At 69.3% G+C, this 23,223-nt stretch carries 23 protein-coding genes; 5 read left to right on the plus strand and 18 right to left on the minus strand.

Features of this window, described 5'->3' with window-relative positions; translation table 11 throughout:
* Positions 1–6 precede the first annotated feature (6 nt).
* Entirely contained in the window at positions 7–327 is a 321-nt protein-coding gene (locus tag ASC66_RS05645) for a hypothetical protein (protein ID WP_055835736.1), read from the minus strand.
* A 189-nt stretch (positions 328–516) separates the two neighbouring features.
* Positions 517–3,021: a LuxR C-terminal-related transcriptional regulator gene (locus ASC66_RS05650; protein WP_235496692.1), complete on the minus strand. Its 2,505-nt coding sequence runs from the start codon at positions 3,019–3,021 to the stop codon at positions 517–519.
* A 326-nt stretch (positions 3,022–3,347) separates the two neighbouring features.
* Here ASC66_RS05650 and ASC66_RS05655 point away from each other — a divergent pair, with 326 nt between their 5' ends.
* The 3 genes from ASC66_RS05655 to ASC66_RS05665 all read left to right on the plus strand — a co-directional run bounded on the left by ASC66_RS05655 (position 3,348) and on the right by ASC66_RS05665 (position 6,294).
* A complete protein-coding gene (locus ASC66_RS05655) occupies positions 3,348–4,610 on the plus strand; it encodes an Nramp family divalent metal transporter (RefSeq protein WP_055835740.1) in 1,263 nt (420 codons plus the stop codon).
* 136 nt (positions 4,611–4,746) lie between these two features.
* Complete coding sequence (locus ASC66_RS05660; protein ID WP_055835743.1) at positions 4,747–5,400, plus strand: metal-dependent transcriptional regulator; 654 nt, start codon at positions 4,747–4,749, stop codon at positions 5,398–5,400.
* A 96-nt stretch (positions 5,401–5,496) separates the two neighbouring features.
* Positions 5,497–6,294, plus strand: a complete 798-nt coding sequence (locus ASC66_RS05665; protein WP_055835748.1) for an HAD-IIA family hydrolase — start codon at positions 5,497–5,499, stop codon at positions 6,292–6,294.
* Positions 6,295–6,595: 301 nt separating this feature from the next.
* On the opposite strand, the gene ASC66_RS05670 is transcribed toward ASC66_RS05665, so the two are convergent.
* The 5 genes from ASC66_RS05670 to ASC66_RS05690 form a co-directional block, all read right to left on the minus strand.
* Complete coding sequence (locus ASC66_RS05670; RefSeq protein ID WP_055835751.1) at positions 6,596–7,438, minus strand: ABC transporter ATP-binding protein; 843 nt, start codon at positions 7,436–7,438, stop codon at positions 6,596–6,598.
* Positions 7,435–8,319, minus strand: coding sequence for an ABC transporter ATP-binding protein (locus ASC66_RS05675; protein WP_235496694.1), 885 nt, complete (start codon positions 8,317–8,319; stop codon positions 7,435–7,437). The genes ASC66_RS05670 and ASC66_RS05675 overlap by 4 nt, the downstream gene beginning before the upstream one ends.
* A complete protein-coding gene (locus tag ASC66_RS05680) occupies positions 8,316–9,215 on the minus strand; it encodes an ABC transporter permease (protein WP_055835754.1) in 900 nt (299 codons plus the stop codon). The genes ASC66_RS05675 and ASC66_RS05680 overlap by 4 nt, the downstream gene beginning before the upstream one ends.
* Positions 9,212–10,225, minus strand: coding sequence for an ABC transporter permease (locus tag ASC66_RS05685; protein WP_055836438.1), 1,014 nt, complete (start codon positions 10,223–10,225; stop codon positions 9,212–9,214). Before ASC66_RS05685 ends, ASC66_RS05680 begins: the two co-directional genes overlap by 4 nt.
* Before the next feature lie 122 nt (positions 10,226–10,347).
* Complete coding sequence (locus tag ASC66_RS05690; protein WP_055835756.1) at positions 10,348–11,925, minus strand: ABC transporter substrate-binding protein; 1,578 nt, start codon at positions 11,923–11,925, stop codon at positions 10,348–10,350.
* 216 nt (positions 11,926–12,141) lie between these two features.
* Between ASC66_RS05690 and ASC66_RS05695 the strand changes: the two genes are divergently transcribed.
* A complete protein-coding gene (locus tag ASC66_RS05695; RefSeq protein ID WP_055835758.1) occupies positions 12,142–12,729 on the plus strand; it encodes an Lrp/AsnC family transcriptional regulator in 588 nt (195 codons plus the stop codon).
* 54 nt (positions 12,730–12,783) lie between these two features.
* Here the strand turns inward: ASC66_RS05695 and ASC66_RS05700 are convergent, their stop codons facing one another.
* The 9 genes from ASC66_RS05700 to ASC66_RS18550 form a co-directional block, all read right to left on the minus strand.
* Positions 12,784–13,524, minus strand: a complete 741-nt coding sequence (locus tag ASC66_RS05700; protein WP_200944736.1) for an avidin-fold protein — start codon at positions 13,522–13,524, stop codon at positions 12,784–12,786.
* A gap of 217 nt (positions 13,525–13,741) precedes the next feature.
* The gene (locus ASC66_RS05705) at positions 13,742–14,524 is read right to left on the minus strand and encodes a formylglycine-generating enzyme family protein (RefSeq protein ID WP_055835761.1); all 783 of its coding nucleotides are present in this window, start codon (positions 14,522–14,524) and stop codon (positions 13,742–13,744) included.
* Positions 14,525–14,580: 56 nt separating this feature from the next.
* Positions 14,581–15,543 (minus strand): ribokinase, encoded by a 963-nt coding sequence (locus tag ASC66_RS05710; RefSeq protein ID WP_055835764.1) that lies wholly within the window; start codon positions 15,541–15,543, stop codon positions 14,581–14,583.
* 102 nt (positions 15,544–15,645) lie between these two features.
* Complete coding sequence (locus ASC66_RS05715; RefSeq protein ID WP_157509656.1) at positions 15,646–18,075, minus strand: septum formation family protein; 2,430 nt, start codon at positions 18,073–18,075, stop codon at positions 15,646–15,648.
* Positions 18,068–18,622: an orotate phosphoribosyltransferase gene (pyrE, locus tag ASC66_RS05720; protein ID WP_055835769.1), complete on the minus strand. Its 555-nt coding sequence runs from the start codon at positions 18,620–18,622 to the stop codon at positions 18,068–18,070. Before pyrE ends, ASC66_RS05715 begins: the two co-directional genes overlap by 8 nt.
* Before the next feature lie 68 nt (positions 18,623–18,690).
* The gene (locus ASC66_RS05725; protein WP_055835774.1) at positions 18,691–20,049 is read right to left on the minus strand and encodes an anaerobic C4-dicarboxylate transporter family protein; all 1,359 of its coding nucleotides are present in this window, start codon (positions 20,047–20,049) and stop codon (positions 18,691–18,693) included.
* On the minus strand, positions 20,046–20,213 hold the full coding sequence (locus tag ASC66_RS18425) for a hypothetical protein (protein ID WP_235496700.1): 168 nt from the start codon (positions 20,211–20,213) through the stop codon (positions 20,046–20,048). The genes ASC66_RS05725 and ASC66_RS18425 overlap by 4 nt, the downstream gene beginning before the upstream one ends.
* Positions 20,214–20,260: 47 nt before the next feature.
* Positions 20,261–20,794 (minus strand): Type 1 glutamine amidotransferase-like domain-containing protein, encoded by a 534-nt coding sequence (locus ASC66_RS05730; protein ID WP_235496702.1) that lies wholly within the window; start codon positions 20,792–20,794, stop codon positions 20,261–20,263.
* Positions 20,795–20,931: 137 nt separating this feature from the next.
* Entirely contained in the window at positions 20,932–21,054 is a 123-nt protein-coding gene (locus ASC66_RS18550) for a hypothetical protein (protein WP_286145577.1), read from the minus strand.
* A 129-nt stretch (positions 21,055–21,183) separates the two neighbouring features.
* On the opposite strand from ASC66_RS18550, the gene ASC66_RS05735 reads away from it, so the two are divergent.
* Positions 21,184–22,095, plus strand: coding sequence for a LysR family transcriptional regulator (locus ASC66_RS05735; RefSeq protein WP_055835777.1), 912 nt, complete (start codon positions 21,184–21,186; stop codon positions 22,093–22,095).
* Between the two features lie 113 nt (positions 22,096–22,208).
* Here the strand turns inward: ASC66_RS05735 and ASC66_RS05740 are convergent, their stop codons facing one another.
* Together ASC66_RS05740 and ASC66_RS05745 are read right to left on the minus strand one after the other, a co-directional pair.
* Entirely contained in the window at positions 22,209–22,823 is a 615-nt protein-coding gene (locus ASC66_RS05740; RefSeq protein WP_055835778.1) for an HAAS signaling domain-containing protein, read from the minus strand.
* The gene (locus ASC66_RS05745) at positions 22,816–23,154 is read right to left on the minus strand and encodes a PadR family transcriptional regulator (RefSeq protein WP_055835782.1); all 339 of its coding nucleotides are present in this window, start codon (positions 23,152–23,154) and stop codon (positions 22,816–22,818) included. Before ASC66_RS05745 ends, ASC66_RS05740 begins: the two co-directional genes overlap by 8 nt.
* Positions 23,155–23,223 lie beyond the last annotated feature (69 nt).

Below are 23,223 nucleotides of genomic sequence, written 5' to 3' on the forward strand. Positions count from 1 at the left end.
CTCTCGTTACTTCGGCTCGTCGGCAACGGCGATGTCGACCGTGAAGTCGTCACCGCCGGCGGGGTTGATGAATCGGATGCGCGCGTCGTGGGTGCTCGCGGTCGCGGGGTCTGTGACGGTGCACGACGTCTCTGCACCGTCGGCGGTGTCGATGACATCCGTGCCGCAGTCGACGAGCGGGCGTACGTCGATCGTGCGCTCGATTGTCTCTGCGATGACGTCAGAGACCGTCGATGGCGACGCCGAGGTCGCCGGCACGCATCCAACGAGCAGGACCGCGAGCGCGCCTCCGACCGCGGCGGACGCGGCCCTCGTGCCGAAATGCATTCTTCTCCCAAGCTTCGCCCCGCGCGGCTGCAGACGCACTCCTGCACACCGGCCGCGCGCAGGGGTACGAGTCCATCAAGCCCGACGCCGCAGGGCAGATGCCAGCCGCGAGCCGACGATCGGGCACAAATGGTTTCGCACTTGGTACCGGGGTGGCACCGGAGGCGCCGGAATCACCCCCAGACGGGGCTAGCGGGAACCGGCAGTGAGGAGTCCCAGTTGGTGCGCGCGTGCCAACGCGGCGCGCCTATCGTGCACGCCGAGCTTCGCGTACGCGCTCGCCGCCTGCTTCTTGACCGTGTTGACTGAGACGGTGAGCGCAGCGGCGATCTCCGAGAACGCGTCGGTGTGCACGAGCTGTGCGAGCACCACCTGCTCGCGCTCCGTGAGCGAGATGAGCGAGGCCCGACGCGGGAATACACTCCGGAACCCGTCAAGGCGCTCGTGCACACTGGGCGGCAGCCGGATGCCGGCAAGCTCCAGCACTGCGTCGCGTTCCTCGCGGGAAATGGCGAGGTAGGGCGTCAGCGTCTTCGCGTGGGCAGCCAGGGCATGGGCGCGTCGGCACGACCGCGCGGCGCCTTCAGAATCACCCAGGCGCATCTCGGCAACCGCGCCGATCAGCAACAGCTCAATGCGATCGCGCAGTGACGTCTCCGTCGCCCACACCGCCGACGCCGCGAGCTTCTGGGCCGCGTCGTCCCTGCCGGCGATGAGGCGCAGGCGGGCGGCCTGCACGATGAGTGGGGAGCCATTGCGCTCGGACGCGGCGATCCGCTGTTCCGCCCGGTTGAGCTCCCCCATCGAAAGCAGGAGCTCGATCGCGGCTCGGTCCAGCAGGGAGCGGGCGACCCCATCGCCCTGGAGCACCTCGGCGTGCACGCGCACGAACTGCTCCAGCCGCGCGAGCATCACCATCGGCTCGCCGACGAGCAGGGCGTGGCGGGCAGCCGCATCGGCGACGAACGCCCACATCTCGATCGGCTGGGCGGCATCACCGATCTCCTCCAGCAACGCTGACGCGGCATCCGTCTCGAATGCGTCGAGCGCACGGTGCACCTGGGCGATCCGGGCGGGTATCGCGATCAGGCGGTCGGTCCAGCTGCCGGAGGTCGCAAAGCCCTGGTGCGTGCCGAGCCAGCTCTGGGCGTCGCCCGCTTCGCCGGACAGCGTGTGGATCAGGGCAAGCTGCGCCGCGGCGTTCGACGCCACCAACTCGTTGCCCTCCGTCTGTGCCAGCTCAAAGGCGCGGAGCGAGAGCTGCTGGGCAGCAGTATGGTCACCGCTCAACAGCGCCGTCATGCTCCACTGGAACAGAAACCACGCCGTCGGCTCGGCCCTCCACCCCACGTCGCCCCGCGCGCGGCGCAGGCCCAGCTCGGTGTCAAGGCGGTTGGCGAGTTCCAGCGCCGCCTTCACACGCCCGCTACCGCGCAACGACACGACGGCCGCCGCGGTCACCGCGGAGAGCTCGGCGGCGGAGCTGAACCCCGCCAGATCGGCGAGCCCATCCTTGCCCGCCGCCATGTACCTGCGCAGCAGCGCTCGGCCATTGTCGGTGTCAGGATCACTCACCCACGGTTCGAGCATGCTTGCGGCGAAACCGAGGCCGGGGTGAGCGTCTTGGGCGTGCTGCGGGATCGTCGAGACGGCCGCCATCACGTCGCGCGATCCGGCCAGCGACATCGCAAGGGCGCGTTCGCTGACGATTTGGTTCAGCAGCGGCCAGTCGGAACCGGTGCGCGCATGGTGCACGGACGCGGCGAAGCTCGCTTCCCTCTGCGACAGGCGGTAGTGCCTGGCGAGCGCTCTGTGAGCCGCCTGGAACTCGAGCGGGTGGCCGGCTTCGAACTCCTGCACCAGCACGCGGCGGATCAGGGTCGGAAGGCGCCAGGCCGGCTCGCCCCCGTCCTCCATGCTGTCATCCGCCCGCTCAAGCAGCCCGACGAGGTGCAGCCTATCGACGAGCTCGACGGATGTCATGGCTGAGCCCGAATGCGTTTCATCACCCCGCTCTTCGCCCCACTGCGACAGCAGAGCGGTGACCACGCCGAGCGTGACGGCGTGCGGTACGGCGGCCCGGAATGCCATATCCCTGTTCTGCCCGTCGCCGAGCTGTGGCAGCACCGAGTTGCGCAGAAATCGGCTCGCCGCATCGGGCGAGAGCGAAGTCGCGCCAACCGCCGTGTCATCGAGAACCAGCTGCATCACGCGCAGCCAGCCGCCGGTGAGTGAGCGCAGCTCCGCCATGCGGTCTTGGGCCACCTCGTGGCCCCAGGCATCGGCGAAGGCGGACATCTCGTCGGCACTGGCCGTGAGTTCGCGCCCAGTCAGCACCTGCATGTCGATTCGACGCCCGTCTGCTGCCGCTCGAATCGGATGCACGCGACGAGAGCACACCACCAACTGCAGAGTTGGCAGCCGCTCGAGCAGGGCGAGGAGCGCGTTCACGGCGTCGGGTGAGTCGATGTGGTCGGCGTCGTCGATTACAACGAGCACGGGGGCTGCCCCGCGCTCCGCGTGCTCGATCCCTCGGTGCAGACGAGCGAGCACCGCATCGACGGAGTTCATCGAGGAGTCTGCATCGGCCCAGTCGACAACGGTCCCTGCCGCTTCGAGGTCACGCGCCCAGCTCCCGATCAGCTGCGTCTTGCCGTAGCCCGCGAAAGCCTGCACGAGGGTGAGCGCCGCCAAGCGGTTGAGCCTGCTCACCAAGGCCGGCCGTGGAACGCTGCGGGCCGCCAAACGGGGCAGTGTGGCGCATCCCCGCTCCGAAGTGCGGGCGCACATGCTAGCGGAGTCTTGCACTGATGGGTCTTCCCGACTTTCACTGAACTGCCACAGAATGCATAGCTGAATGCACTGCGACCGCCACAGCATGCTTCGGGAATAGCTCGGGCGGTCTGCCACGTGCTGCCCATAGTAGCGGGAATGCGAGCCGCTCAGCGGGCCCCGGCCGAGCCGGAAGCATGAGGAGCAGTTAACTTTTAGGTGCGCCTAAATTTTGCTATCTTTTAGGCATGCCTCAAAAACTCGACGACGAGCCGACACTCACCACCCGGCGTGGCGTGATCCCGCCGCAGCACCGCATCCTGTGGTTGCTCGGGCCAGCCCTCGTCGCCGGCGTCGCCTACCTCGACCCCGGCAACGTCGCGAGCAACATGACCGCCGGCGCCCAGTACGGCTACCTGCTGGTGTGGGTGGTCGTCGCCGGCAATGTGATGGCCTGGCTGATCCAGTACCTCTCCGCCAAGCTGGGGATCGTCACGGGCAAGAGCCTGCCGCAGCTGCTCGGCAGCGGCATCCGCAACCGCCATGCCCGCCGCGCATACTGGCTGCAGGCCGAGCTCGTCGCCATGGCCACCGACCTCGCCGAGATCATCGGCGGCGCGGTCGCCCTGAACCTGCTGTTCAACCTCCCGCTGATCTGGGGCGGCGTGATCACCGGCACCGTGTCGATGGTGATGCTCGCGGTGCAGACGCGGCGCGGGCCCCGGGTGTTCGAGCGCGTCATCATCGGCCTGCTCGCGATCATCGCGATCGGCTTCAGTGCCGGGGTGTTCATCAGCCCGCCGGATGCCGGCAGCGTGCTCGGCGGCATGGTGCCACGATTCGAGGGCACCAACTCGGTGCTGCTGGCCGCGTCGATCCTCGGCGCGACCATCATGCCGCACGCCATCTACGCCCACTCGGCCCTCGCGCGCGACCGCTTCGAGGTGCGCGCATCCGGCCTCACCACGAAGCGACTGCTCACCGCGACCCGCTGGGACGTCTCGATCGCGATGGTCATCGCCGGCAGCGTGAACCTCTGCATCCTGCTGCTCGCCGCCGCGAACCTGCAGGGTGTCGAGGGCACCGACAGCCTGGAGGGCGCGTACGCGGCGCTCGAAGACTCCATGGGAATGGTCGTCGCGACCCTCTTCGCGGTCGGGCTGCTCGCCTCCGGGCTCGCCTCGACCTCGGTCGGCGCGTACGCCGGCGCCGAGATCATGCACGGACTGCTGCACATCCGGGTGCCGTTGCTGGCTCGGCGCCTCGTCACGCTGATTCCGGCGCTGCTGATCCTCGGCAGCGGCTTCGATCCCACCCAGGCGCTCGTGCTCAGCCAGGTGGTGCTCTCCTTCGGAATCCCGTTCGCGCTCGTGCCGCTGGTCTGGCTGACCGCGAAGGCCGGCGTGCTCGGCGAGTACCGCAACCGCTGGATGACGACCGCGGCTGGCGTGACGGCATCCGTTCTGCTCATCGCGCTGAACGTGACACTGCTGGTGCTGCTGTTCGGCTGATTTCGACCCCCGCTGGTTGAGCCTGTCGAAACCGCGAAGCGGGTTGAGCCTGTCGAAACCGCGAAGCGGGTTGAGCCTGTCGAAACCGCGAAGCGGGTTGAGCCTGTCGAAACCCCTGCGGGCTACTCTTGATCAAATGCCAGCCACGACTCCCGCCGTTGAGGACTACCTCAAGACCATCTACGCCCACACCGAGTGGCAGCCGGAGCCGATCACGCCCTCCGCGCTGGCGGGGAAGCTCGGCATTGCTCCCAGTTCGGTCACCGAGATGGTCAAGAAGCTCGCAGCGCTCGGGCTCGTCACGCACGTGCCGTACGGTGCCGTGCGCCTCAACGAACTCGGCACCGCCCGTGCACTCGAGGTCGTGCGCAGGCACCGCCTGATCGAGACCTGGCTGGTCAACGAGATGGGCTACACCTGGGACACCGTCCACGACGAGGCCGAGGTGCTTGAGCACGCGCTCAGCGACCGCCTGCTCGAGGCCATCGACGCTCGCCTCGGCCACCCCCGCCGCGACCCGCACGGCGACCCGATTCCGGCCGCCGACGGGAGCCTGCTGCGCCCCGACGCCGTCCTCCTGGCCGCCGCAACCGCGGGGAGCCGCGGCGCCGTGGTGCGCATCAGCGACCGCGACCCCGCCGTGCTGCGCCTGCTGACCGAGAACGCCATCGGCCTCGACACGGTGCTTGAGCTCGCGGATGCCGGCGTGCTCCTGCCGGACGGCAACACCCTCGCGCTGAGCGCCGACGCCCTCGCCAGCATCTGGATCAGCACGGAACCGCGCGCCTGAGCCGCAGCCTGCCGTCGCTCGAAACGCAGCCGACCTGACCTCGTAACCTGAGCGCCGCGCATCCGCCCTAGGCTGGTGCGTGAGGAAAGGTTGTCCATGGCTCGTCGCGACGAAATCGAATGCTGGCTCACCGATATGGATGGCGTGCTTGTGCACGAGAACCACCCGCTCCCGGGAGCAGCCGAGCTGCTCGAGCAGTGGCGCACCCAGGGCAACCCCTACCTGGTGCTCACCAACAACTCCATCTTCACGCCGCGCGACCTGAGCGCGCGTCTCCGCGCCTCCGGCCTCAACGTGCCGGAGGATTCCATCTGGACCAGCGCCCTGGCCACGGCGGCATTCCTCAAGTCTCAGATCCCCGGCGGCAGCGCCTTCGTCATCGGCGAGGCCGGCATCACGACCGCCCTGCACGAGGCCGGCTTCATCATGACCGAGACGAACCCCGACTACGTCGTCGTCGGCGAGACGCGCAACTACTCCTTCGAGGCGATCACCAAGGCGATCCGCCTGATCGGCGCCGGCGCCCGCTTCATTGCCACCAACCCGGATGCCACCGGCCCCAGCGCCGACGGCCCGATGCCCGCTACGGGCGCCATCGCCGCCCTCATCACCAAGGCCACCGGCATGGAGCCCTACATCGTCGGCAAGCCGAACCCGATGATGTTCCGCTCGGCGATGAACAAGATCGGCGCGCACTCGGAGAACACCGCGATGATCGGTGACCGCATGGACACCGACATCGTCGCCGGCATCGAGGCGGGGCTGCACACGATCCTCGTGCTCACCGGCATCAGCGACGACGCGGAGATCAACCGCTACCCGTTCCGCCCGGACGAGGTGCTCGCCGGCGTGCACGAGCTGGTGCACCCGGAGCCGCTGGAGACAGAGCTCTAGCCCGAGCTCCGGAGCGGCCCGTCCAGGCGAGACGCTCAGGGCTTCGCGTGCGTCGCTGCTCCTTCGTCGCTGCGGCGCTCGCTCAAGCCAGCGTGCATTCACGCTGGCTTGAGGGAGCAGCCGAGGAACGAGGCCGCCCCCGAAGCCCTGAGCGGATCCGCGACCATGGTGGCGCCGACATCCGGCGCGGCCTCGCTGATGCGGCGCCTCACCGCACAAAAAACAGGAGCAGAGCTCCGGCGAGCCCCCTACGGCTTCGCCGGAGCTCTGCTCCTGCGTTTTCTCCGGCGCTGCCCCCGGCTCAGACCCGATCGAGCGCGGTCGGAACCGGCGTGCGCCACGACAGCGGCGCCTCGGCGGCCGGTGCGGCCGGCAGTACGCCGAGCCCGTCCGGCTCCGGAATCGCGGCCAGCAGCGCCTGCGTGTACGGGTGCACCGGCTCATCCCAGATGCGCTCGGACACGCCGGACTCCACGATCGCGCCGCGATACATCACCACGGTGCGGTCGGCGATCAGGCGCACGATCGCGAGGTCGTGCGAGATGAACAGCAGGCCGGCACCGGCATCCAGCGCGAGGCGGCGCATCATGTCGGCGACGGAGGCCTGGCTGGAGGCGTCGAGTGCCGAGATCGGCTCGTCGGCGACGAGCAGGTCGGGCCGGGCGGCGAGCGCCCTGGCGATCGCGACGCGCTGGCGCTGCCCGCCAGAGAGTTCGTGCGCGTAGCGGGAGACCATCGCGGTCGGCAGGCCGACGCGCTCCAGCCATTCCTCCGGCGTAGAACCAGCGTCGCCGCGGGCGAGCGCCGTCCTGATGCCCTCCGTGATCTGCGCACCGACCCTGATGCGGGGGTTGAGCGACGAGTTGGGATCCTGGAACACCATCTGGATCGAGGTGAACGCCTTCTGCCTGCGCCGCACGCCGAGCAGCGGCACCGTGTCGCCGCGGTAGCGGACGCTGCCGGAGTGCGGCTTCTCCATGCCGACAACCGCGCGGGCGAGGCTTGACTTGCCACAGCCACTCTCACCGACGAGGGCGAGAACCTCGCCGGGCGCGATCGACAGCGAGACGCCGTCGACGGCACGCACGACAGACGTTCCGTGGTACTCGACGACCAGATCGTCGACGTTCAGCAACGCGCTCATCGGGCATCCTCCTCGTTCGCGAGTGCGGCAGGCACGGCCTGCGCACTCGGCAGCGACGCCAGCAGCTCGCGCGTGTACTCGTGCTGCGGGTTGCCGAATATCTGCTCCCGCGAGCCGGCCTCGACGATCGCGCCATGCCGCATGACCGCGACGTCGTCGGCGATGGCGCTCATGACACCGAGGTCGTGCGTCACCAGCAACACGGCGAGCTGCCGCTCGGTGGCGAGGTCGCGCAGCAGGTGCAGGATGCCGGCCTGCACCGTGACGTCGAGCGCCGTGGTCGGCTCATCGGCGAGCAGCACGACGGGGTCGCAGGCGAGGGCGATCGCGATCGCGATGCGCTGCCGTTGCCCGCCGGAGAACTGGTGCGGGTAGCGCCCGAGCGCCTCCTCGGCGTCGGGCACCCGCACGCGTTCGAGCAGCTCGATCGCGTGCGCGCGCGCCTGCGCCCTGCCGAGCCCCAGGTGCGTGCGCACGTGGTCGGTCAGCTGCGAGCCGATCGTGAGCTGCGGGTGCAGGCTCGACGAAGGGTCCTGGAAGATCATCGCGATGCGGCGGCCGCGGATCGTGTTCAGCTGACGACGCCCCATGCCGATCAGCTCGATCGCGCCGTCGCCGGCACCGCCGCGGAGGGTGATCGAGCCGCCGACCACCGCGTTGGCAGGCAGCAGCCCGAGGATCGCCAGCGATGACACCGTCTTGCCGGAGCCCGACTCCCCCGCCAGGCCCTGGACGCGGCCGGGCGTGAGGTCGAGGTCGATGCCGGTGACGATCGGTTTCGGTGCCTTGCGCGGCCCGATGCCAATCGTCAGGCCCGTGATGCTGAGCACCGGCGTCGTGCCGACTGCCACGGCATCCGCGGTCATTTCCATCGTGCTCATGCGCTGGCCCCCACTCGGCTCATCTGGGAAGTCGGGTCGAAGATGTCGCGCAGCGAGTCACCGACGAAGTTGAACGCCATCACGACGGTGAGGATCGCGAGACCGGGGAAGACGCCGAGCCACCACGCGTCGAAGTTCTCCATGGCCGCTGAGATCATCGAGCCCCACTCCGGTGTCGGCGGCTGGGCGCCGAGACCGAGGAAGGAGAGCCCGGAGAGCAGCAGGATGGCGGTGCCGACGTCGAGGCTGGCCAAGACGAGGATCGGGCCGACGACGTTGGGGGCGATGTCGACGCGCAAGGTTTTGAACGGCGAGAAGCCGAGCAGGCGCCCGGCCATCACGTAGTTCTGGGTGCGCAGGCCGAGCACGATGCTGCGCGTCATCCTGGCGTATTGCGGCCAGGAGACGACGAAGGCGGCGATGACCGCGTTGAACAGCGACGGCCCGAGGGATGCCGCGACGACCATGGCCAGGATGACGGTGGGGAATGCCATCACCAGATCGGTGATGCGCATCAGCACCTCATCGACCCACTTGCCGAAGTATCCGGCGATCGCGCCGACCAGGGTGCCGACGAGCATCGACATGACCACGAGCAGCAGCGCGAGCGGGATCGTGACGCTCGCACCGGTCATCAGGCGTGAGAAGACGTCGCGGCCCAGCGCATCGGTGCCCATGAGCGTGTCGATTCCGGGCGGCTGCAGGCGCGGAAGCGTCTGAGCGAGCGGGTCGTACGGCACCCAGAGCGGTGCGGTGAACGCCACGACGACCCAGAAGGCCGCGATCAGCGCCCCGATCACGCCGAGCGGGGTCACCCAGGCGGATGGGATGTTCAGCCAGCGGCGTTTGGGCCCAGCTTTGTACGGCGCCGGCCTATTCACTGAAAGCTGCGTCATGCGAGTCTCACCCTCGGGTCGAGCACGCCGTAGAGGATGTCCACGGCGAAGTTGATGCCCAGGTAGATCACGCCGACGACGAGTCCGACGCCCATCACCCCCGGCAGGTCGAGGCTGGTGGCCGAGTTGTACGCGTAGCTGCCGAGGCCGGGCCAGGCGAACACGGCCTCGACCAGCACGGTGCCGGAGAGCAGCGATCCGAAGGCCAGACCGACGATCGTCAGGATCGGCAGCGATGCCCCGCGCAGCGTGTACCCGAAGAGCATCCGGGGGCCGGAGAGCCCCTTGGCCCGCCCGGCACGGATGTAGTCGGCATCCAGCACCTCGAGCACCGAGGTGCGCACGAAGCGGGTGAGGAGTCCGATCGTGAACAGCGAGAGCACGAACACGGGCAGCATCAGGTGGGCCATGGCGTCCATGAACGTCACCCACTGCCCGGCGAGCAGCGCATCGACCGTGTACAGCCCCGTCACCGTCGGCGGCGGGGCCAGGATCGGCGAGAGCCGCCCGGAGCCTGGCGCGATGCCCAACTGCAGGAAGAAGATGTTGAACGCGACCAGGGCCATCCAGAAGGTCGGGATGCTGAGGCCGAGCAACGAGACGACCCGCACGACCTGGTCGCTCATCTTGCCGCGACGGTAGGCGGCAAGCGCACCGAGCGCGACACCGACGGCGAGGCTGACGATGATGGCGCCGATGGCGACCTCGATGGTGGCGGGAACGGCCTTGGCCAGATCGGATGCCACCGGCTGCCCCGTGCGCAACGAAACACCCATGTCGCCCTGGAACAGGTTGACGAGGTAGTTGAGGTACTGCACGGGCAGCGGCTGGTCGAGTCCGTGCTTCTCGATGTACGCCGCGACGGTAGCCGGGTTGCTCGCCGCTCCCTCACCGAGCGCCGCGACGATCGGGTTTCCCGGCACGAGGTTCGCCAGGCTGAACGTCACAAGCGTGACGCCGAAGAGCAACAATATTGACATTCCGAGGCGACGAAGCAAATACCCGGCCAGGGGTGATTTACGCCGAGGCGCTGTGCGCTCTGGCGATGTGCGCGGAGCGGTGTCGCTCTGCGCGGCCGTGGCCGGGTACTCGCGGGTCGCGCGGGTGTTCTGTCCCACGCTGGTGGTTCCTTCTACTTGGACTGCAGCTCGGCGATGTCCATCGTCCACGTCGAGTTGTAGGCGACGCCGTCGATGTAGTCGGCGGTTGCGATGTTCGAGCCGGGCACGATCAGCGGAACGAACGGACCCTGCTCCTGCAGAGCCGCGGCGAAGGCGCTGAACGCACCCTCACGCTCGTCCATGCTCGTCGCGTTCTCCGCGTCGGCGGCGAGGCCGACGACGGCCGGGTCCTGCTCGGCGGTCCAGCCTGCGCGCAGGCCGACCTTCGCACCCGCCGCGAACGGCAGGAAGTTGGCCGAGTCGGCGTAGTCCGGGCCCCAGAACCAGATGCTGAACGCCTCGCGACCGTTGACGTACTCGTCGATCTGCGTGGTGAACGGTGCCGGTGCGAGCTCGACGGTGATGCCGGCATCCGCCAGCTGCGACTGCACGCGCTCGGCGAGCGGGGTGAAGCTCACGCCGCCGACCGGGTAGTCGTTCGGGTATTCGAGGGTGATGGTCTCACCGGCGTATCCGGATGCCGCCAGGGCCGCCTTGGACGCGGCGAGGTCCTGCTCGACGCCGTCGGTGAGCGCACCGAGGAACGACGGCGGGATGACGCCGGTCGCCTGCTCTGAACCGGCTCCGGCCAGCTCGAGCAGCGCCGGGTAGTCAAGCGCGTAGCGCACGGCTGAGGCGAACTCGGGGTTGGCGGTGACACCGGCGACCTCGGGGCTCTGGTTGAGCAGCAGGAAAATGGTCTGCGCCGAGGGGGTCGAGAACACGTTGACACCGTCGCCGAGCCCTGCGACCTGGTCGCCGCTCAGGTCGACGGCCACCTGGGAGTCGCCGCCCTCGAGGTTCATCTTCTGCGTTGCGCTCTCGGAGACGCTGCGGATGACGACGCGGGTGAAGTCGATGTCTTCCTCGCCGTTGTACTTCTCGTTCTCGGTCAGGACGACCTGCGACTCGAAGTCGAGCGAGTCGAGCACGTAGGGGCCGGAACCGGCCGAGGTCGTGTTGAGGAACTTCTCTGCCGTGTCGGAGTTGTCGGTGGTTCCACCGTTCTCGATCACGAGCTTGGAGTTCAGGATCGCCAGCGACGGGTTGGTCATCAGGGCGGGCAGCTTCAGCGAGGGGGTCGCGGTGCTGAGCTCGACGGTCTTGTCGTCGACCTTCGTGACCTCGATGCCCTCCATGAGGAAGTTCGCCTTGCTCTCGGTCATGCCCTTGACGCGGTTGAGCGAGAACACGACGTCGTCTGCGGTGATCGGGGTGCCGTCGGAGAAGACGCGGCCGTCGGCGAGCGTGAAGGTGAAGACGGTTGCGTCCTCGTTCTGCTCGTAGCTGGCCAGCCCGGGAACCGGGGTGGACTCGTCGGACCCCGCGAAGTCGAGGAGGGTCTCGTAGAGGGCCTTGGAGACCATGTAGCCGGTCGGGACGTAGTTGCGGCCCGGGTCGCCGGTCTCGAGGGTGAAGGCGGTGTCGATGACGATGCTGCTCGGAGCGCTGCCGCTGCCGCCTTCCGGGGCGGTCGCTGCGCAACCGACGAGAACGAGCGATGCACTCAGCCCGAGGGCTGTTGCGACGTAGCGGATTTTTGTGCGCACGGGGGAACTCCTTGTCATGAAATACAGGACCAGAGTCGAGCGCCATCGCCGCTAGCGTGCTTGTCAGAGTCGGCATGCGGAATGGGAACTCAACACCACCATCCGAATTACCACTGGACGGCTTTGCATGAGATTTGCACAAAGAGCGCTACTCTGTCCAATCAAAGGCCGCATGCGCCGGAAATTGCATCACCAACGAGGGGAATGTCCGCCAGTATGTCTAGCAAACCGAGCAGCGCCCACGTCGCTACTGGACAATCGCAGCACGTACTCGACGACATCAACCTGAAAATCTTGGCCGAACTGCGAGATAACGGACGAATATCAATGTCGGCACTGGCTGAGCGCGTGAATGTCTCCCGCGCAAATGTCTACACTCGCGTCGAGCAACTCATGGCAGACGGCGTGATCACCGGCTTCAGCGCCCGCATCGACCCGGCCAAGGCCGGCCTCGGGATCTGTGCGCTGGTCTTCCTCTCTGTGCACCCGCAGACCTGGAGCAGTTTCCGCACCCGCATCACGCAGATGACCGAGATCGAATCCTGCCGCATCACGACGGGCGAGCACGACGCCATGCTGCTGATCCGCGGCGACGAGGTCGGCGCGATCCACGCCTTCGTCATCGGTGTCCTGGCGGCGCTGCCCGAGGTGAAGTCGGTCGAGACCGTGCTGGTGCTCGACGAGGTCTTCCAGCGCCCGTATCTGCTGCCCACCGACCTCCCGCCGCGCGACGAAGAGGTCGCCCAGCTGGGCCTGACCCGCTTCACCCGTGTGAACCCGGGTCGGGCGAGCCTCAACGGTTAGGCGCGGACCGCGCCGGTTGGGATTTCGACAGGCTCAATCAACGGAAACCCCCGCTCAGGCGAGCTGCACGCAGACGCTGTAGCCGGGAACGCCGTCGAGCACGAAGTCCTCGATGAGCTCGAAGCGGCCGTCATCCAGCTGCTTCACCGCCGTCGTGCTGTCACCGAGAAGCGTGGCATCCGTCGCCACAACGTGGTGCACGAAGTACTCCTCGAGCACGCCGTCGCGGTAACGGCCGACGCAGCGCCCGCCCGTGACCGTGTCGCCGAAGTAGTGACCCCAGATGATGCCCGAGTTCTCGCTGAACTCGAAGCGGGTGGGAGCGGTCTCGCTGACGGTGCTCGCGGTCGAGCTCTGCAGCACGAAGGAGGTGCCGTCGAGCCGCGGTTCGCTCCGGCGCGCTGGGTCCAGCGCCGGCCAGAGGGCGAGCGGTGCGGACTCGACGCAGGCGCTCAGGTGCGGGGCGCCGTCCTTCTCGAAGGTCTCGTCGAGGTAGAGCTTGCCGTCATCGCCGCGACGCAGCACGCTCTGTGCGGTCCCGAGGATGACCTCTCCGCCGTCGATCGGCTTGTGTGCGAAGCAGATCGTCAGCTCATCGCCGTCGCGACGGCCGACGAAACGGCCGAGCTGCACGGTGTCGCCGATGTACGCGCCCCACAGCATCTGGCCACGCTGCTGGTACCGGAAACGCGTCGGCGCCGTCTCGGACACCGCACTTCCCGAGGAGGAGATCATGACGAACTCGAGGTCGTCGATCGATGCGGGGATGGCGGCGGTGGTCGTTTCAGCAGTCACGGTCACGAGTATGGAGGATCAGCCACACGTTTCTAAATCGTCGACTTTCAGTCCAGTTCGTCCGGCTCGTAGCGCACGGCGGGCGACTCTTGCTCGCCGAAACTCGACACAGCGAACAATTCGTCCAGCCGTCGTTGCTCGGCCCAACCGGGGAACCGGGCAAGCAGCGGTGGCACTCGCGGAGGTGTCCTGAGAAGGGCTGCCGCCTTTCGCGACGCTACGCGTCGCGCAGTGGGGTCCACCCGATCGGCCGTGGTCCGCGCACCTCGGCCCTGTCCCGGTCGGATGCCGCCGACCACCCCTGTGCGGCCTCGGCACCCGGCCCACCGACCGCGCCGCGCGCCACGCGGAAGCCGACGTCCTCCAGCACGGCGTCCGGGGCGCTGCCGCGCCGAACGGAGGCACGCAGGCTCCACTCGCTATCGGCCCAACCGCCGCCGCGGAGGCTTCGATAGTCCCCGTAGCGCGCCGTGTCGGCGTAATCCCAGCACCACTCCCACACATTGCCGAGCGTGTCGAAGAGCCCGAATGCGTTCGCCGCCTTGCCCGCGACGGGTTGCGCGCCGTCGAGCTCCTCGGCAGCTGACCAGGCGATCTCGTCGAGCGGACCATAGCGCGGCCCTGTCGATCCTGCGCGGCAGGCCCATTCCCATTCGGCCTCGGTGGGAAGGCGGAATCCGGAGGCGCTCACGTCCCAGCGCACCCTGCGACCATCGACGAGGTACGCACGGCCGTACCCGGCGGCATCCGAGGCCAGATTGCACCATCGCACCGCAGCGAACCACGTCACCGGGTGCACGGGCAGCGATCCCGCGGCGCCCGCGTGCGGGGTGGGGTCGACGACCGCGTCATACTCGGCTCGGGTGAGCGGCGTTCGGCCGATCTCGAATGCCTGCAGCGCCACGCTTCGGACCGTGGCCCTGCCGTCCGCGCCGGCCCTGGCGTCCCGCAGCTCGACGACGCCGGCGGGGATCGCGATCAGCTGCGGGAGGGTCGGCATGCCTCCACGTTAGCGAGCGGCGGCCACAGGCGCCGGACGGTTACCCCGACGCCCGGCTATGCCAGGCCGTGCTCGGCCGCGAAGGCGAGCACGGCGGCCCGTGGCGCGTAGGACCCGACGGTGCCGCGTGCCTGCACCGAGAGGGCGCCCGCTGCGGCCGCGAGCCCCGTGGCCTCGGCCAGCGAGCGGCCCTCGGCGAGGAAGGCCGCGAGCGTGCCGGTGAAGCAGTCGCCGGCACCGGTCGTGTCGACCGGGGTCACCCGCGGCGCCTGCCGGTGCCAGCTGCCGGCCGCATCGGCCGCGACGGCGCCGGCCGAGCCGAGCGTGATGACGAGGGAGCGGCAGTGTCCGGCTGCGACGGCGGATGCCGCGAGTTGCTGCCACCGCTCGATCGACAGCGTGTCGTCGGCCGCGGCATCCGGCACCAGGCCGACGGCGCGCGCCTCGTGCTCGTTCACGACGAGCGGGTCGCAGACGGCCAGCGCCGCGGGCGCGACGGCGACGGGGGGCGCGAGGTTGAGCACGTAGCGGGTGCCGGCGGCCGATGCGGAGGCCGCCAGCGCCTCGACGGTCGCGGCCGGGATCTCTCCCTGCGTCAGCACCAGAGAGGCCGCGGCGATCGCGGCGGCATCGGCGTCGCTGAGCTCGGGGCCGAGCAGGCCGTTCGCTCCGGCGGTGACGATGACGGTGTTCTCGCCGGAGGCGGCCACGGTGATCTGCGCGACGCCGGTGGTGACGTCGGCGATCCGCTGGATGCCGCTCGTGTCGACGCCGAGCTGGTCGAGGGTGCTCAGCGCGAAGTCGCCGGAGCTGTCGGTGCCGACGCGGGCGATGAGCTCGGTCCCGACCCCGGCCAGGTGGGCGGCGACGGCCTGGTTGGTGCCCTTGCCTCCGAGCGCCACGGCGAATCCGGTGCTCTCCACCGTCTCGCCCGGTGCCGGAAAGTGCCCGACGTAGCTGGTGCTGTCGACGTTGAGCGAGCCGACGACGACGAGGCGGGGCGTGGCGGACTCAGTCATGTGAGAAATCTCCTGGTGCTCGTGTGTTGCTCCGACGCGGCGTTGCGCACGGAGGTGCTGCGAGGGTGTGACGGCACGGTCAGTACTGCCGCGCCCGTGTGATCAGACTGCGGGGCCGGGGCCGGCGACGCTGCCCGTGATGGGCTCTGCGGAGACCTGCGTGACGAAGCAGTAGTAGTTGCGCTGCCCGGCATCCCACTGCTCGGCCGTCACCGGGAAGCTGCCCTGCAGCTGCAATTCGCCGAACGCTGCCGCGGCGGCGAGGTCGACGATTCCCGGGGTGCCGCAGAGGGCGTTGATCTGGCCGGCGAGCGCCTCTTCACCGGGGAAGGTCGCAGCGGGGTCAGGGTCGAAGCTGCCGCGGTAGACGAGCTGGGCGGCGTGCGGCGCCGCGCAGTCGACGACCGTGAACGTCTCCGCCCACGGCGAGGTGAACGGGTCGAGGCACTCGCCGCCGAACAGCGTGTCCCACTTGTGCTCGCCTGCCGGCTGCATCGCGGTCGGCGCCGGCGGCGCCACGGGAGCTTCCGTCGTCGGCTCGGCGCTCGGCGTGGCGCTGGCCTCCGGTGCCGGCGTCGTGCCGAACAGCGCGGGCAGCGTCGTGCCGAGCAGGAAGAGTCCGACGAGAACGGCGACTCCGAGCAAGGCGAGGAGCGTGATGATCAGCGCGCGTGGCGGCTTGCCGCCATCCGAGCCTCGACGCTGGCCGGATCCCGAACCCCCAGATCCCTGACCCATACCGGCCGCGGATGCCGGGGCGCCGGCGCCGCGTGGCTGCGGCGCCTGCGGAGGCTGCTGGCCGTTCGCCGAGGCGGCGAAGACGGGGGTGAACGCCCCTCCTGCGCCGTAGCTGGGAGCCTGGAACGGGCGCGGCGCGGTGACGCCGGGGATCGGAATCGGGGCCACGTCCGGAGCGGGCGGCACGATCAGGGTGGGCGGCTGCGCCGCGGCGGTGGCCACGGTCTCGGCGGGCGGTTCCGCGGCGGGCGGTTCCGCCGGTTCGATCGGTTCGACAGCGGACGCGGCGATCAGCTCCGTCGCGGGCTCGGCTGCGGGCTCTGCCTCCTCAGCGTCGACGGCTGCGGGACCGCTCGGAGCGGCGGCGGCGGCGAGGCTCGCGGCGAACCAGTCCGCCAGATCGTCGTCCGAGGTGGAATCCTGATCGGCCTCGGGCTCGTGCTCGGGCTCGGGCTCGGGCTCGGGGGCACGCTCTGCCGTCGGCTCCGCGAAGGCGGCCGCCGTGACGGGCGCAGTCACGGGCTCGGCTTCAACGGAGCCGTCAACGGTGGCTTCGTCGGCGGGTTCTCCGGCGGGTTCATCGGAGATGGGCTCGCCGATGGCGTTGGCGAAGAAGGCGGGCACGATCGGCGCGACGGGCTCGGCACCGGCGGGCTCGGCACCGGCGGGCTCGGCACTGCCCGACGCAGCACCGGCTGTCGCCGGCGGCAGCGCGGTCTCGACCGCTTCGCTCGGAGCGTCAACCGGAGCAGCGCTGAACGGCACTGCAGCGATCGGGGCGGCCACGATTGGAGCAACGGCGATTGGAGCAAAGGGCTTCGAATCGGGCTGCGCAGTGTCGGATCCGGCTGCCTCGGGCTGTGCTGAAGCGGACTGCGCGGCAGGCTGTGCGGTGGGCTCCACGACGTCGGCATCGGGCACGAGGCCCCACTGGAACACCGGCCCACTCGGGGTCTCGACCTCGTCGTCCTCGTCGAGGTACGCGTCGGGCTCGTCGCCGGGAATGAGGATCGCGGCGGTGAACGACTGGTCGAACTCGGGGCTGGCCGGATCGAACTCGGGCGGAACCGAGGCGGAGACCGCGCCAGCGGCGGGCTCTGGCTCGCTTTCGGCCGCGGCCACGGACTGCTCGGCCATCGGCGCAGCCGACGCAGCCGCCGCCGATTCAGCGGCCGCCGGGGCCGCGGGTGCCGGGGCCGAGGGTGCTGCCGGGGCAGCCGGGGTGGCGGGGGCAGCCGGAGTGGCGGGCAGCGGTGCGGGCGGCGCCTTGAACATCGGCGGGGCCAGCTCGAAGAAGTCGGGCTGCGCCGAGCGCGGGGCCGAGAATTCGTCGGATGCCGCGGATGCCGCGAGCGGTGGCACGGCGGCGGGTGGCACGGCTGCGGGTGGCGCCGCTGCGCGCGCGGCGGCGCGCGTGACGGGCGGCGGCGCGGGCGTACCCGGCGTGACAGGAGAGGCGAGGGGTGCTGACGGCAGAGGCGCCATGGGCATGGTTTCCGCGAGCTCGACGGGAGCGGGCGGAACGACGGGGAGCGCAACGGTCTCGGCCGGGCGGGGGGTCTCGGCGGCCGGCTCATCCACTGGCTCATCGGCCGGCTCAGCGACAGGCTTCGCTACCGGCTCGGTCGCCGACTGCTCCGCCGGCTCCGTCGCGGGCGGCAGCAGCGGGCTGCGCGGTGACGCGGCCGGCGTGCGGCCGCCATTCAGCTGCGCGAGCAGCCACTCGGCGCTGCCGAAGGCGGGTTCGGGCGCTCCGGCGTCACCGGGCGTCGCCTTGTCACCCTGCTCAGGCACCCGAGAGACCCAGATCGTCGAGGCCGATGGCATAGAAGTAGGGGTATCCCGCTGCCTCGATCACTTCGCGGGCACCGGTGTTGCGGTCGACGACCACGGCGACGCCGGCGATGATCGCACCGACCTTCTTGAGCGCCTCGATGGCGGCCAGTGGCGAGCCGCCGGTTGTCGAGGTGTCCTCGAGCACGATCACGCGCTTGCCCTCGAGATCGGGACCTTCGACCTGGCGGCCCCGGCCGTGGTCCTTGGGCTCCTTGCGCACGACGAAGGCGTCGTAGCTGGCACCGCGGGCCGCACCCTGGTGCAGAACGGCTGCGGCAATGGGGTCGGCGCCCATGGTCATGCCACCGACGGCGGCGACATCCGGAATCTCGGCGATGAGGTCGAGCATGACCTGACCGATCAGCGGCGCGACACGGTGGTCGAGGCTGACCTTGCGCAGGTCGACGTAGTACGTCGCCTTCTTGCCGCTGGTCAGGGTGAAGTCACCGTGGAAGACGGCCTCGGCCGAGATGTAGTCGATAAGTTGCGCACGCACGTCAGTCACCCCCCGATTCTACGCGGACGAGCCGGAGCGGCGTGAAAGCCTCCCGACCGGAGTTCGGCACGGGCACGTCAGTTGCCGACCACGAACGACATGGCAACACCGACGGCGATCGCGACGACCATGTAGGCGAGGTTCGGGATCTGGAAGGAGTGGTCGAAGACGAACCTGCCCATCTTCGTCGTTCCGGTCTGGTCGAAGGCCACCGTCGCCACCTGGCTGCCGTTCGCCGGCAGGATGTACATGCCCATCGCGGCTGGCCAGAGTCCGGCCAGCAACGGGGCGGGCAGCCCGATGGCGATACCGATCGGCACAATGGCGTTGGTCGCGCTCGACTGGCTGGTCGTGAGCATCGCGACCGCGGCGAGCGCGAGCGCGAACAGCAGCGCCCCGAAGAAGGCCGAGGAGTTGGAGACCACCGCGCCGAGACCGTCGACGATCAGGGTGTTGTTGTTGGCGACGAAGGTGTTGGCGAGCCAGGCGATTCCGAAGAGGGCGAAGGCGCCGACCATGCCGGCGGGGAACGTCGACTGCTTGGGCACATCCGCGGCCTTGACCTTGCAGGTGAGGAAGATCAGGGCGGCGATCACGCCCATGACGACCTCGATGATGATCGTGACCGAGACGCGGACGGGGTCGCCGTCGACATCCGTGCCGATGATCGGCCGCAGACCCTCGAAGAGTCCGGTGAGCACGATGATGCCGACGCCGATCAGGAACAGGGACGCCGAGAGCGCCGCCGTCTTCGGCAGTTTCACCTCTGAATCCTGCTCGGCCGGCGGCTTGATCGCGTGCGCGGCGAGGCGGCGCTGGAATTCGGGGTCGTCTTCGAGGTTCTTGCCCCAGCGCACCATGACGAGGCAGGCCACGAACAGGCCCGCGATGGATGCCGGCCACATGATGAGCAGCAGCATGCCGAGGTCGAAGCCGCTCGGGGCGAGCAGGACGACCATGGAGGCGGTGGCCGCCGAGACCGGGCTGCAGAGGATGCCGACCTGGGAGGCGACGGCCGCGACAGAGAGCGAGCGCTCCGGACGGATCTTCTGCTGGTACGAGACGTCGTAGATCACGGGCAACAGTGGGTAGAAGATGTTGCCGGTTCCGGCTCCGACGGTGAAGAGGAACGACATCGCCGGCGCCAGGAAGACGACGCTCTTCGGGCGTTGTTTGATCACCTTCGCGGCGATCGAGACCATCCAGTCAATGCCGCCGGCCGCCTGCATGACGGATGCCGCGGTGATGACCGTGAGCACGATGAACACCGCGTCGACGGGCGCATTGCCCGGCGCCGTCTGGAAGACGAACAACAACACCGCGACGCCGACGAGGCCCCACACGCCGAGTCCGATTCCGCTCGTGCGGGTGCCCATGTAGATGGCACCGATGACGACCAGTAGCTGGAGGACGAGGATGACGACGCTGTCGTTCATGCGGTGTGACCCTGCGCGATCCGGCCGGCGGCCTCCGCCGAGTCGAGCATGACCAGTGGGAGCGGCGTCTCGACGATCGCGCCGTTGACCGCTTCGACGGTGAGCGCGAGCCCGCCCTCGACCGGGCTGATCGCCCGCACGAACTCCTGGTTGTGGAAGTGCACGGACTGCAGGTTGCCGACCGCGTGCCCCGGGCCGAGCTGGCCGCTCTTCAGCGCCGCGTGGTAGGCGGCTGGCGCTGATCTTCGGCGTCGTAGTGCGGCGAGAAGCTGCCGGGGAGGAAGCCGAGGCTCTCGGGCAGCACCTGCAGGGTCGGCCCGTAGCTGTCGGTGGTCCCGCCCTCGAACCAGCAGATGCCGCCGGCGCTGCCACCGGTGAAGACGACGTTCGAGGCCGGGTCTTCCCACATCTCGCGCATGATGACGTCGAGGCCCTGGCGCTTCCAGACGTCGAGCATGTTGGCGGTGTTGCCGCCGCCGACGTGGATCACGTCGAAGTCGCGCACGAAGCCGGCCAGGTCGTCCATCGGCCGGTGGAACAAGGGCAGGTGGTGCGGGGCGCAGCGGTCGGAATCGTACGTCTGGTAGAAACTCAGGATGTAGGCAGGGTCATCTCCGGTCGCCGTTCCCACGAAGAGCACCCGCGGGCGCTCCGTGCCGGTGAGCCGCAGAATGTACTCGTGCGTCGGATCGGTGCGCCGATCCATCAGTGCCTTGCCAGCCCCGGATGCCACGACGTGCGCCATCAGATGTCCCCCTCGATCGCGAAGGGCCCATGATTCGGCCCGTCGGCATCACGCTATCGGCGGCGGACTGCGAGGGGCAAGGATTTTCCGCACATCACCGGTGCCGGCCGCGCCGCCGAGCGGGCAGGGGCGACGGCTCAGTAAATACGCACGTGCTTGCGCTCGGCGATGCGGCCGTAGCCGTCGCGGGAGACGAGCACGATGCTGCCGATGGCGGCCAGTACTGCGGTGGCGACGAGCGCTGCGATGAGAACGAACATGGTGAGACCTTTCGGCACGGGATGACGGTGAACGCGCGCGCCGTTGCGTGGTTGCTGTACCTCAAGTACACCGCGCGTAATCGTGCAGAACAAGCGAATGTTTCTGCACTGACGCTGTAGCTTTGCTTCATGGATGTGCGCCGACTCGACCTGCTGCGCGAGCTCTCTGAGCGCGGCAGCATCACGGCCGTCGCCGCGGCGACGCACCGCACGCCCTCCGCCGTGTCGCAGCAGCTCAAGAAGCTCGAACGCGAGGTGGGCGTTCCGCTCACCGAACGCTCCGGCCGCGGGCTCACCCTGACCAGCGCCGGAATCGCGCTGGCCCGGAGTGCGGGCGACGTCGCCGTCGCCCTGGCGAAGGCCGGCGCGCTCTGGGACGAGTTCCGCAACCACCCGAGTGGCGAGGTGAGCCTCGTCACCTTTCCGACCGCCGGGCAGATGCTGCTGCCGGGCACCCTCGCCGCGCTCCCCGACGGTCTCGTGCTGCGCTGCACCGACCTCGACCCGGAGCAGGCCGATTTCCCCGCGCTCACCGCCGATCACGACATCGTGCTGGCCCATGCCATGCCCGGCCAGCAGAGCTGGGGCGGCCGCGGGCTGCGCGTCATCCCGCTCATGACCGAACCGCTCGACGTCGGGCTCCCGCTCGGGCACCGCCTCGCCGGCCGCAGCTTCGTGGCCCCGGCGGATGTCGTCGACGAGGAGTGGATCGGCGTTCCGACCGGCTTCCCCTTCGAACGCATCCTGCACGAGATCGAGCAGCAGACCGGCCGACGGGCCACGGTCACGCAGCGCTTCTCCGACATGCGCGTCGTCGAGGCGTTCATCACGGCCGGCCTCGGCATCGCCCTCGTGCCCCGCTATACCTCGAGCGGGCGCGACGGCGTCGTGCTCAAGCCGTTGCGCGGGGTGGAGTCGACGCGCCAGGTGGTGGCGCTGATGCGGCCGGATGTCGCCGAGCGCCTCGCCGTGCGCACCGTGCTCGCCGCGCTGCAGGCTCAGGCCGCGCAGGTGCAGGCCGCGCATGACGCCGCGCAGTAGCGGCCCAGAAGTCGGTCAGCGGATGCAGCCGGTCCGCGGATGAGGCGCGCGACACGCCGCAGTTCCGGCCGGATTCGGGGCGCCGCGGCCGTCGCATCCGCGGACTGGCTGCATCAGGCGCGCGCGGCCCAGCTGCGGCGCGCAAGCACGAGCAGCCAGATGCCGACCATGAGCTGCACAGCGGCAATGAGAACGATTCCGTTCCACAACACCATGGTGGGTGAGATTGCTGACTGCGGGTTGGCCGCACCTGCTTCGCCGGACGGGTCGAGACCGAGTCTCACAGCGACGAGGACGAGCGCCAACGCCAGAGCCGTGCCGACAGGAAGCAGCGTGGCGATCAACTTCTGGCGAGTGGTCCACACCGTCGAGATCCACACCAGCACATAGCCGACGACCGCGCCCAGAATGGGCACGAGCGCCCCACCGATCATGACGAGCACGGCGGCGACGATCGCGAGCCCGGCCGGTTCGGGGCGGCGGGCGCGCGGAGTGCCGTCCGGCGATACCTCCGCCGCGACGGGGACCGCCCGAGCTTCGGCGGCGATGAAGTCGGGGTCGCCGAGTTCGCGGATGCGGGCGGCGACGGCATCCGCGTCACGGCCGATGAGCACCTCGCGCACCCCGGAGAGGATGTCCGCCCGTGTCGACGCGTCGATGCCGGCGAGTGCCGCGTCCAAGCGGTCCAGGTAGTCCCGTGCGGCAGGCGCGAGGGTGGCGTCAGTCATGGGAGTCGTCCTTTCCGACGAGCTGGAGCACGGTGGCCGAGAACGGGGCCCATTGCTGCTGGAAGGCGCGCAGGCGGCCGCGGCCGGCATCCGTCAGCTCGTAGAACTTGCGCACAGGGCCGGCGGGTGACGCCTCGTCGAAGCTGCTGACGAGGCCTTGGGCGCGCAGCCGACCGAGGATCGGGTAGAGCGTGCCGATGCTTGCGATCATGCCGTGCGAGACGAGCTGTTCGGAGAGTTGCCAGCCGTACATAGGCTCGCGCGCGAGGAGGCCGAGCACGCACGGCTCGACCACGCCTTTGCGGAGCTGAGCCCCGACGTCGTCACTCATGCATCACAAGATACTTGCAAGCATCTGCTTGTCTCGCGACTCCAGCCACGAGATGTCACAGATGGCCCC

Source organism: Leifsonia sp. Root4, assembly GCF_001425085.1.
Taxonomy (GTDB): domain Bacteria; phylum Actinomycetota; class Actinomycetes; order Actinomycetales; family Microbacteriaceae; genus Microterricola.

Excerpts from the sequence above, each read along its gene's own strand:
- ASC66_RS05645 (WP_055835736.1), bottom strand. The coding sequence starts at position 327 with ATGCATTTCGGCACGAGGGCCGCGTCCGCCGCGGTCGGAGGCGCGCTC.
- ASC66_RS05745 (WP_055835782.1), bottom strand. The coding sequence starts at position 23,154 with ATGAGTGACGACGTCGGGGCTCAGCTCCGCAAAGGCGTGGTCGAGCCG.
- ASC66_RS05680 (WP_055835754.1), bottom strand. The coding sequence starts at position 9,215 with ATGACGCAGCTTTCAGTGAATAGGCCGGCGCCGTACAAAGCTGGGCCC.
- ASC66_RS05695 (WP_055835758.1), top strand. The coding sequence starts at position 12,142 with ATGTCTAGCAAACCGAGCAGCGCCCACGTCGCTACTGGACAATCGCAG.
- ASC66_RS05660 (WP_055835743.1), top strand. The coding sequence starts at position 4,747 with ATGCCAGCCACGACTCCCGCCGTTGAGGACTACCTCAAGACCATCTAC.
- ASC66_RS05730 (WP_235496702.1), bottom strand. The coding sequence starts at position 20,794 with ATGGCGCACGTCGTGGCATCCGGGGCTGGCAAGGCACTGATGGATCGG.
- ASC66_RS05655 (WP_055835740.1), top strand. The coding sequence starts at position 3,348 with ATGCCTCAAAAACTCGACGACGAGCCGACACTCACCACCCGGCGTGGC.
- ASC66_RS05665 (WP_055835748.1), top strand. The coding sequence starts at position 5,497 with ATGGCTCGTCGCGACGAAATCGAATGCTGGCTCACCGATATGGATGGC.
- ASC66_RS18550 (WP_286145577.1), bottom strand. The coding sequence starts at position 21,054 with ATGTTCGTTCTCATCGCAGCGCTCGTCGCCACCGCAGTACTGGCCGCC.
- ASC66_RS05740 (WP_055835778.1), bottom strand. The coding sequence starts at position 22,823 with ATGACTGACGCCACCCTCGCGCCTGCCGCACGGGACTACCTGGACCGC.
- ASC66_RS05735 (WP_055835777.1), top strand. The coding sequence starts at position 21,184 with ATGGATGTGCGCCGACTCGACCTGCTGCGCGAGCTCTCTGAGCGCGGC.
- ASC66_RS05710 (WP_055835764.1), bottom strand. The coding sequence starts at position 15,543 with ATGACTGAGTCCGCCACGCCCCGCCTCGTCGTCGTCGGCTCGCTCAAC.
- ASC66_RS05705 (WP_055835761.1), bottom strand. The coding sequence starts at position 14,524 with ATGCCGACCCTCCCGCAGCTGATCGCGATCCCCGCCGGCGTCGTCGAG.
- ASC66_RS05670 (WP_055835751.1), bottom strand. The coding sequence starts at position 7,438 with ATGAGCGCGTTGCTGAACGTCGACGATCTGGTCGTCGAGTACCACGGA.
- ASC66_RS05675 (WP_235496694.1), bottom strand. The coding sequence starts at position 8,319 with ATGAGCACGATGGAAATGACCGCGGATGCCGTGGCAGTCGGCACGACG.
- ASC66_RS05725 (WP_055835774.1), bottom strand. The coding sequence starts at position 20,049 with ATGAACGACAGCGTCGTCATCCTCGTCCTCCAGCTACTGGTCGTCATC.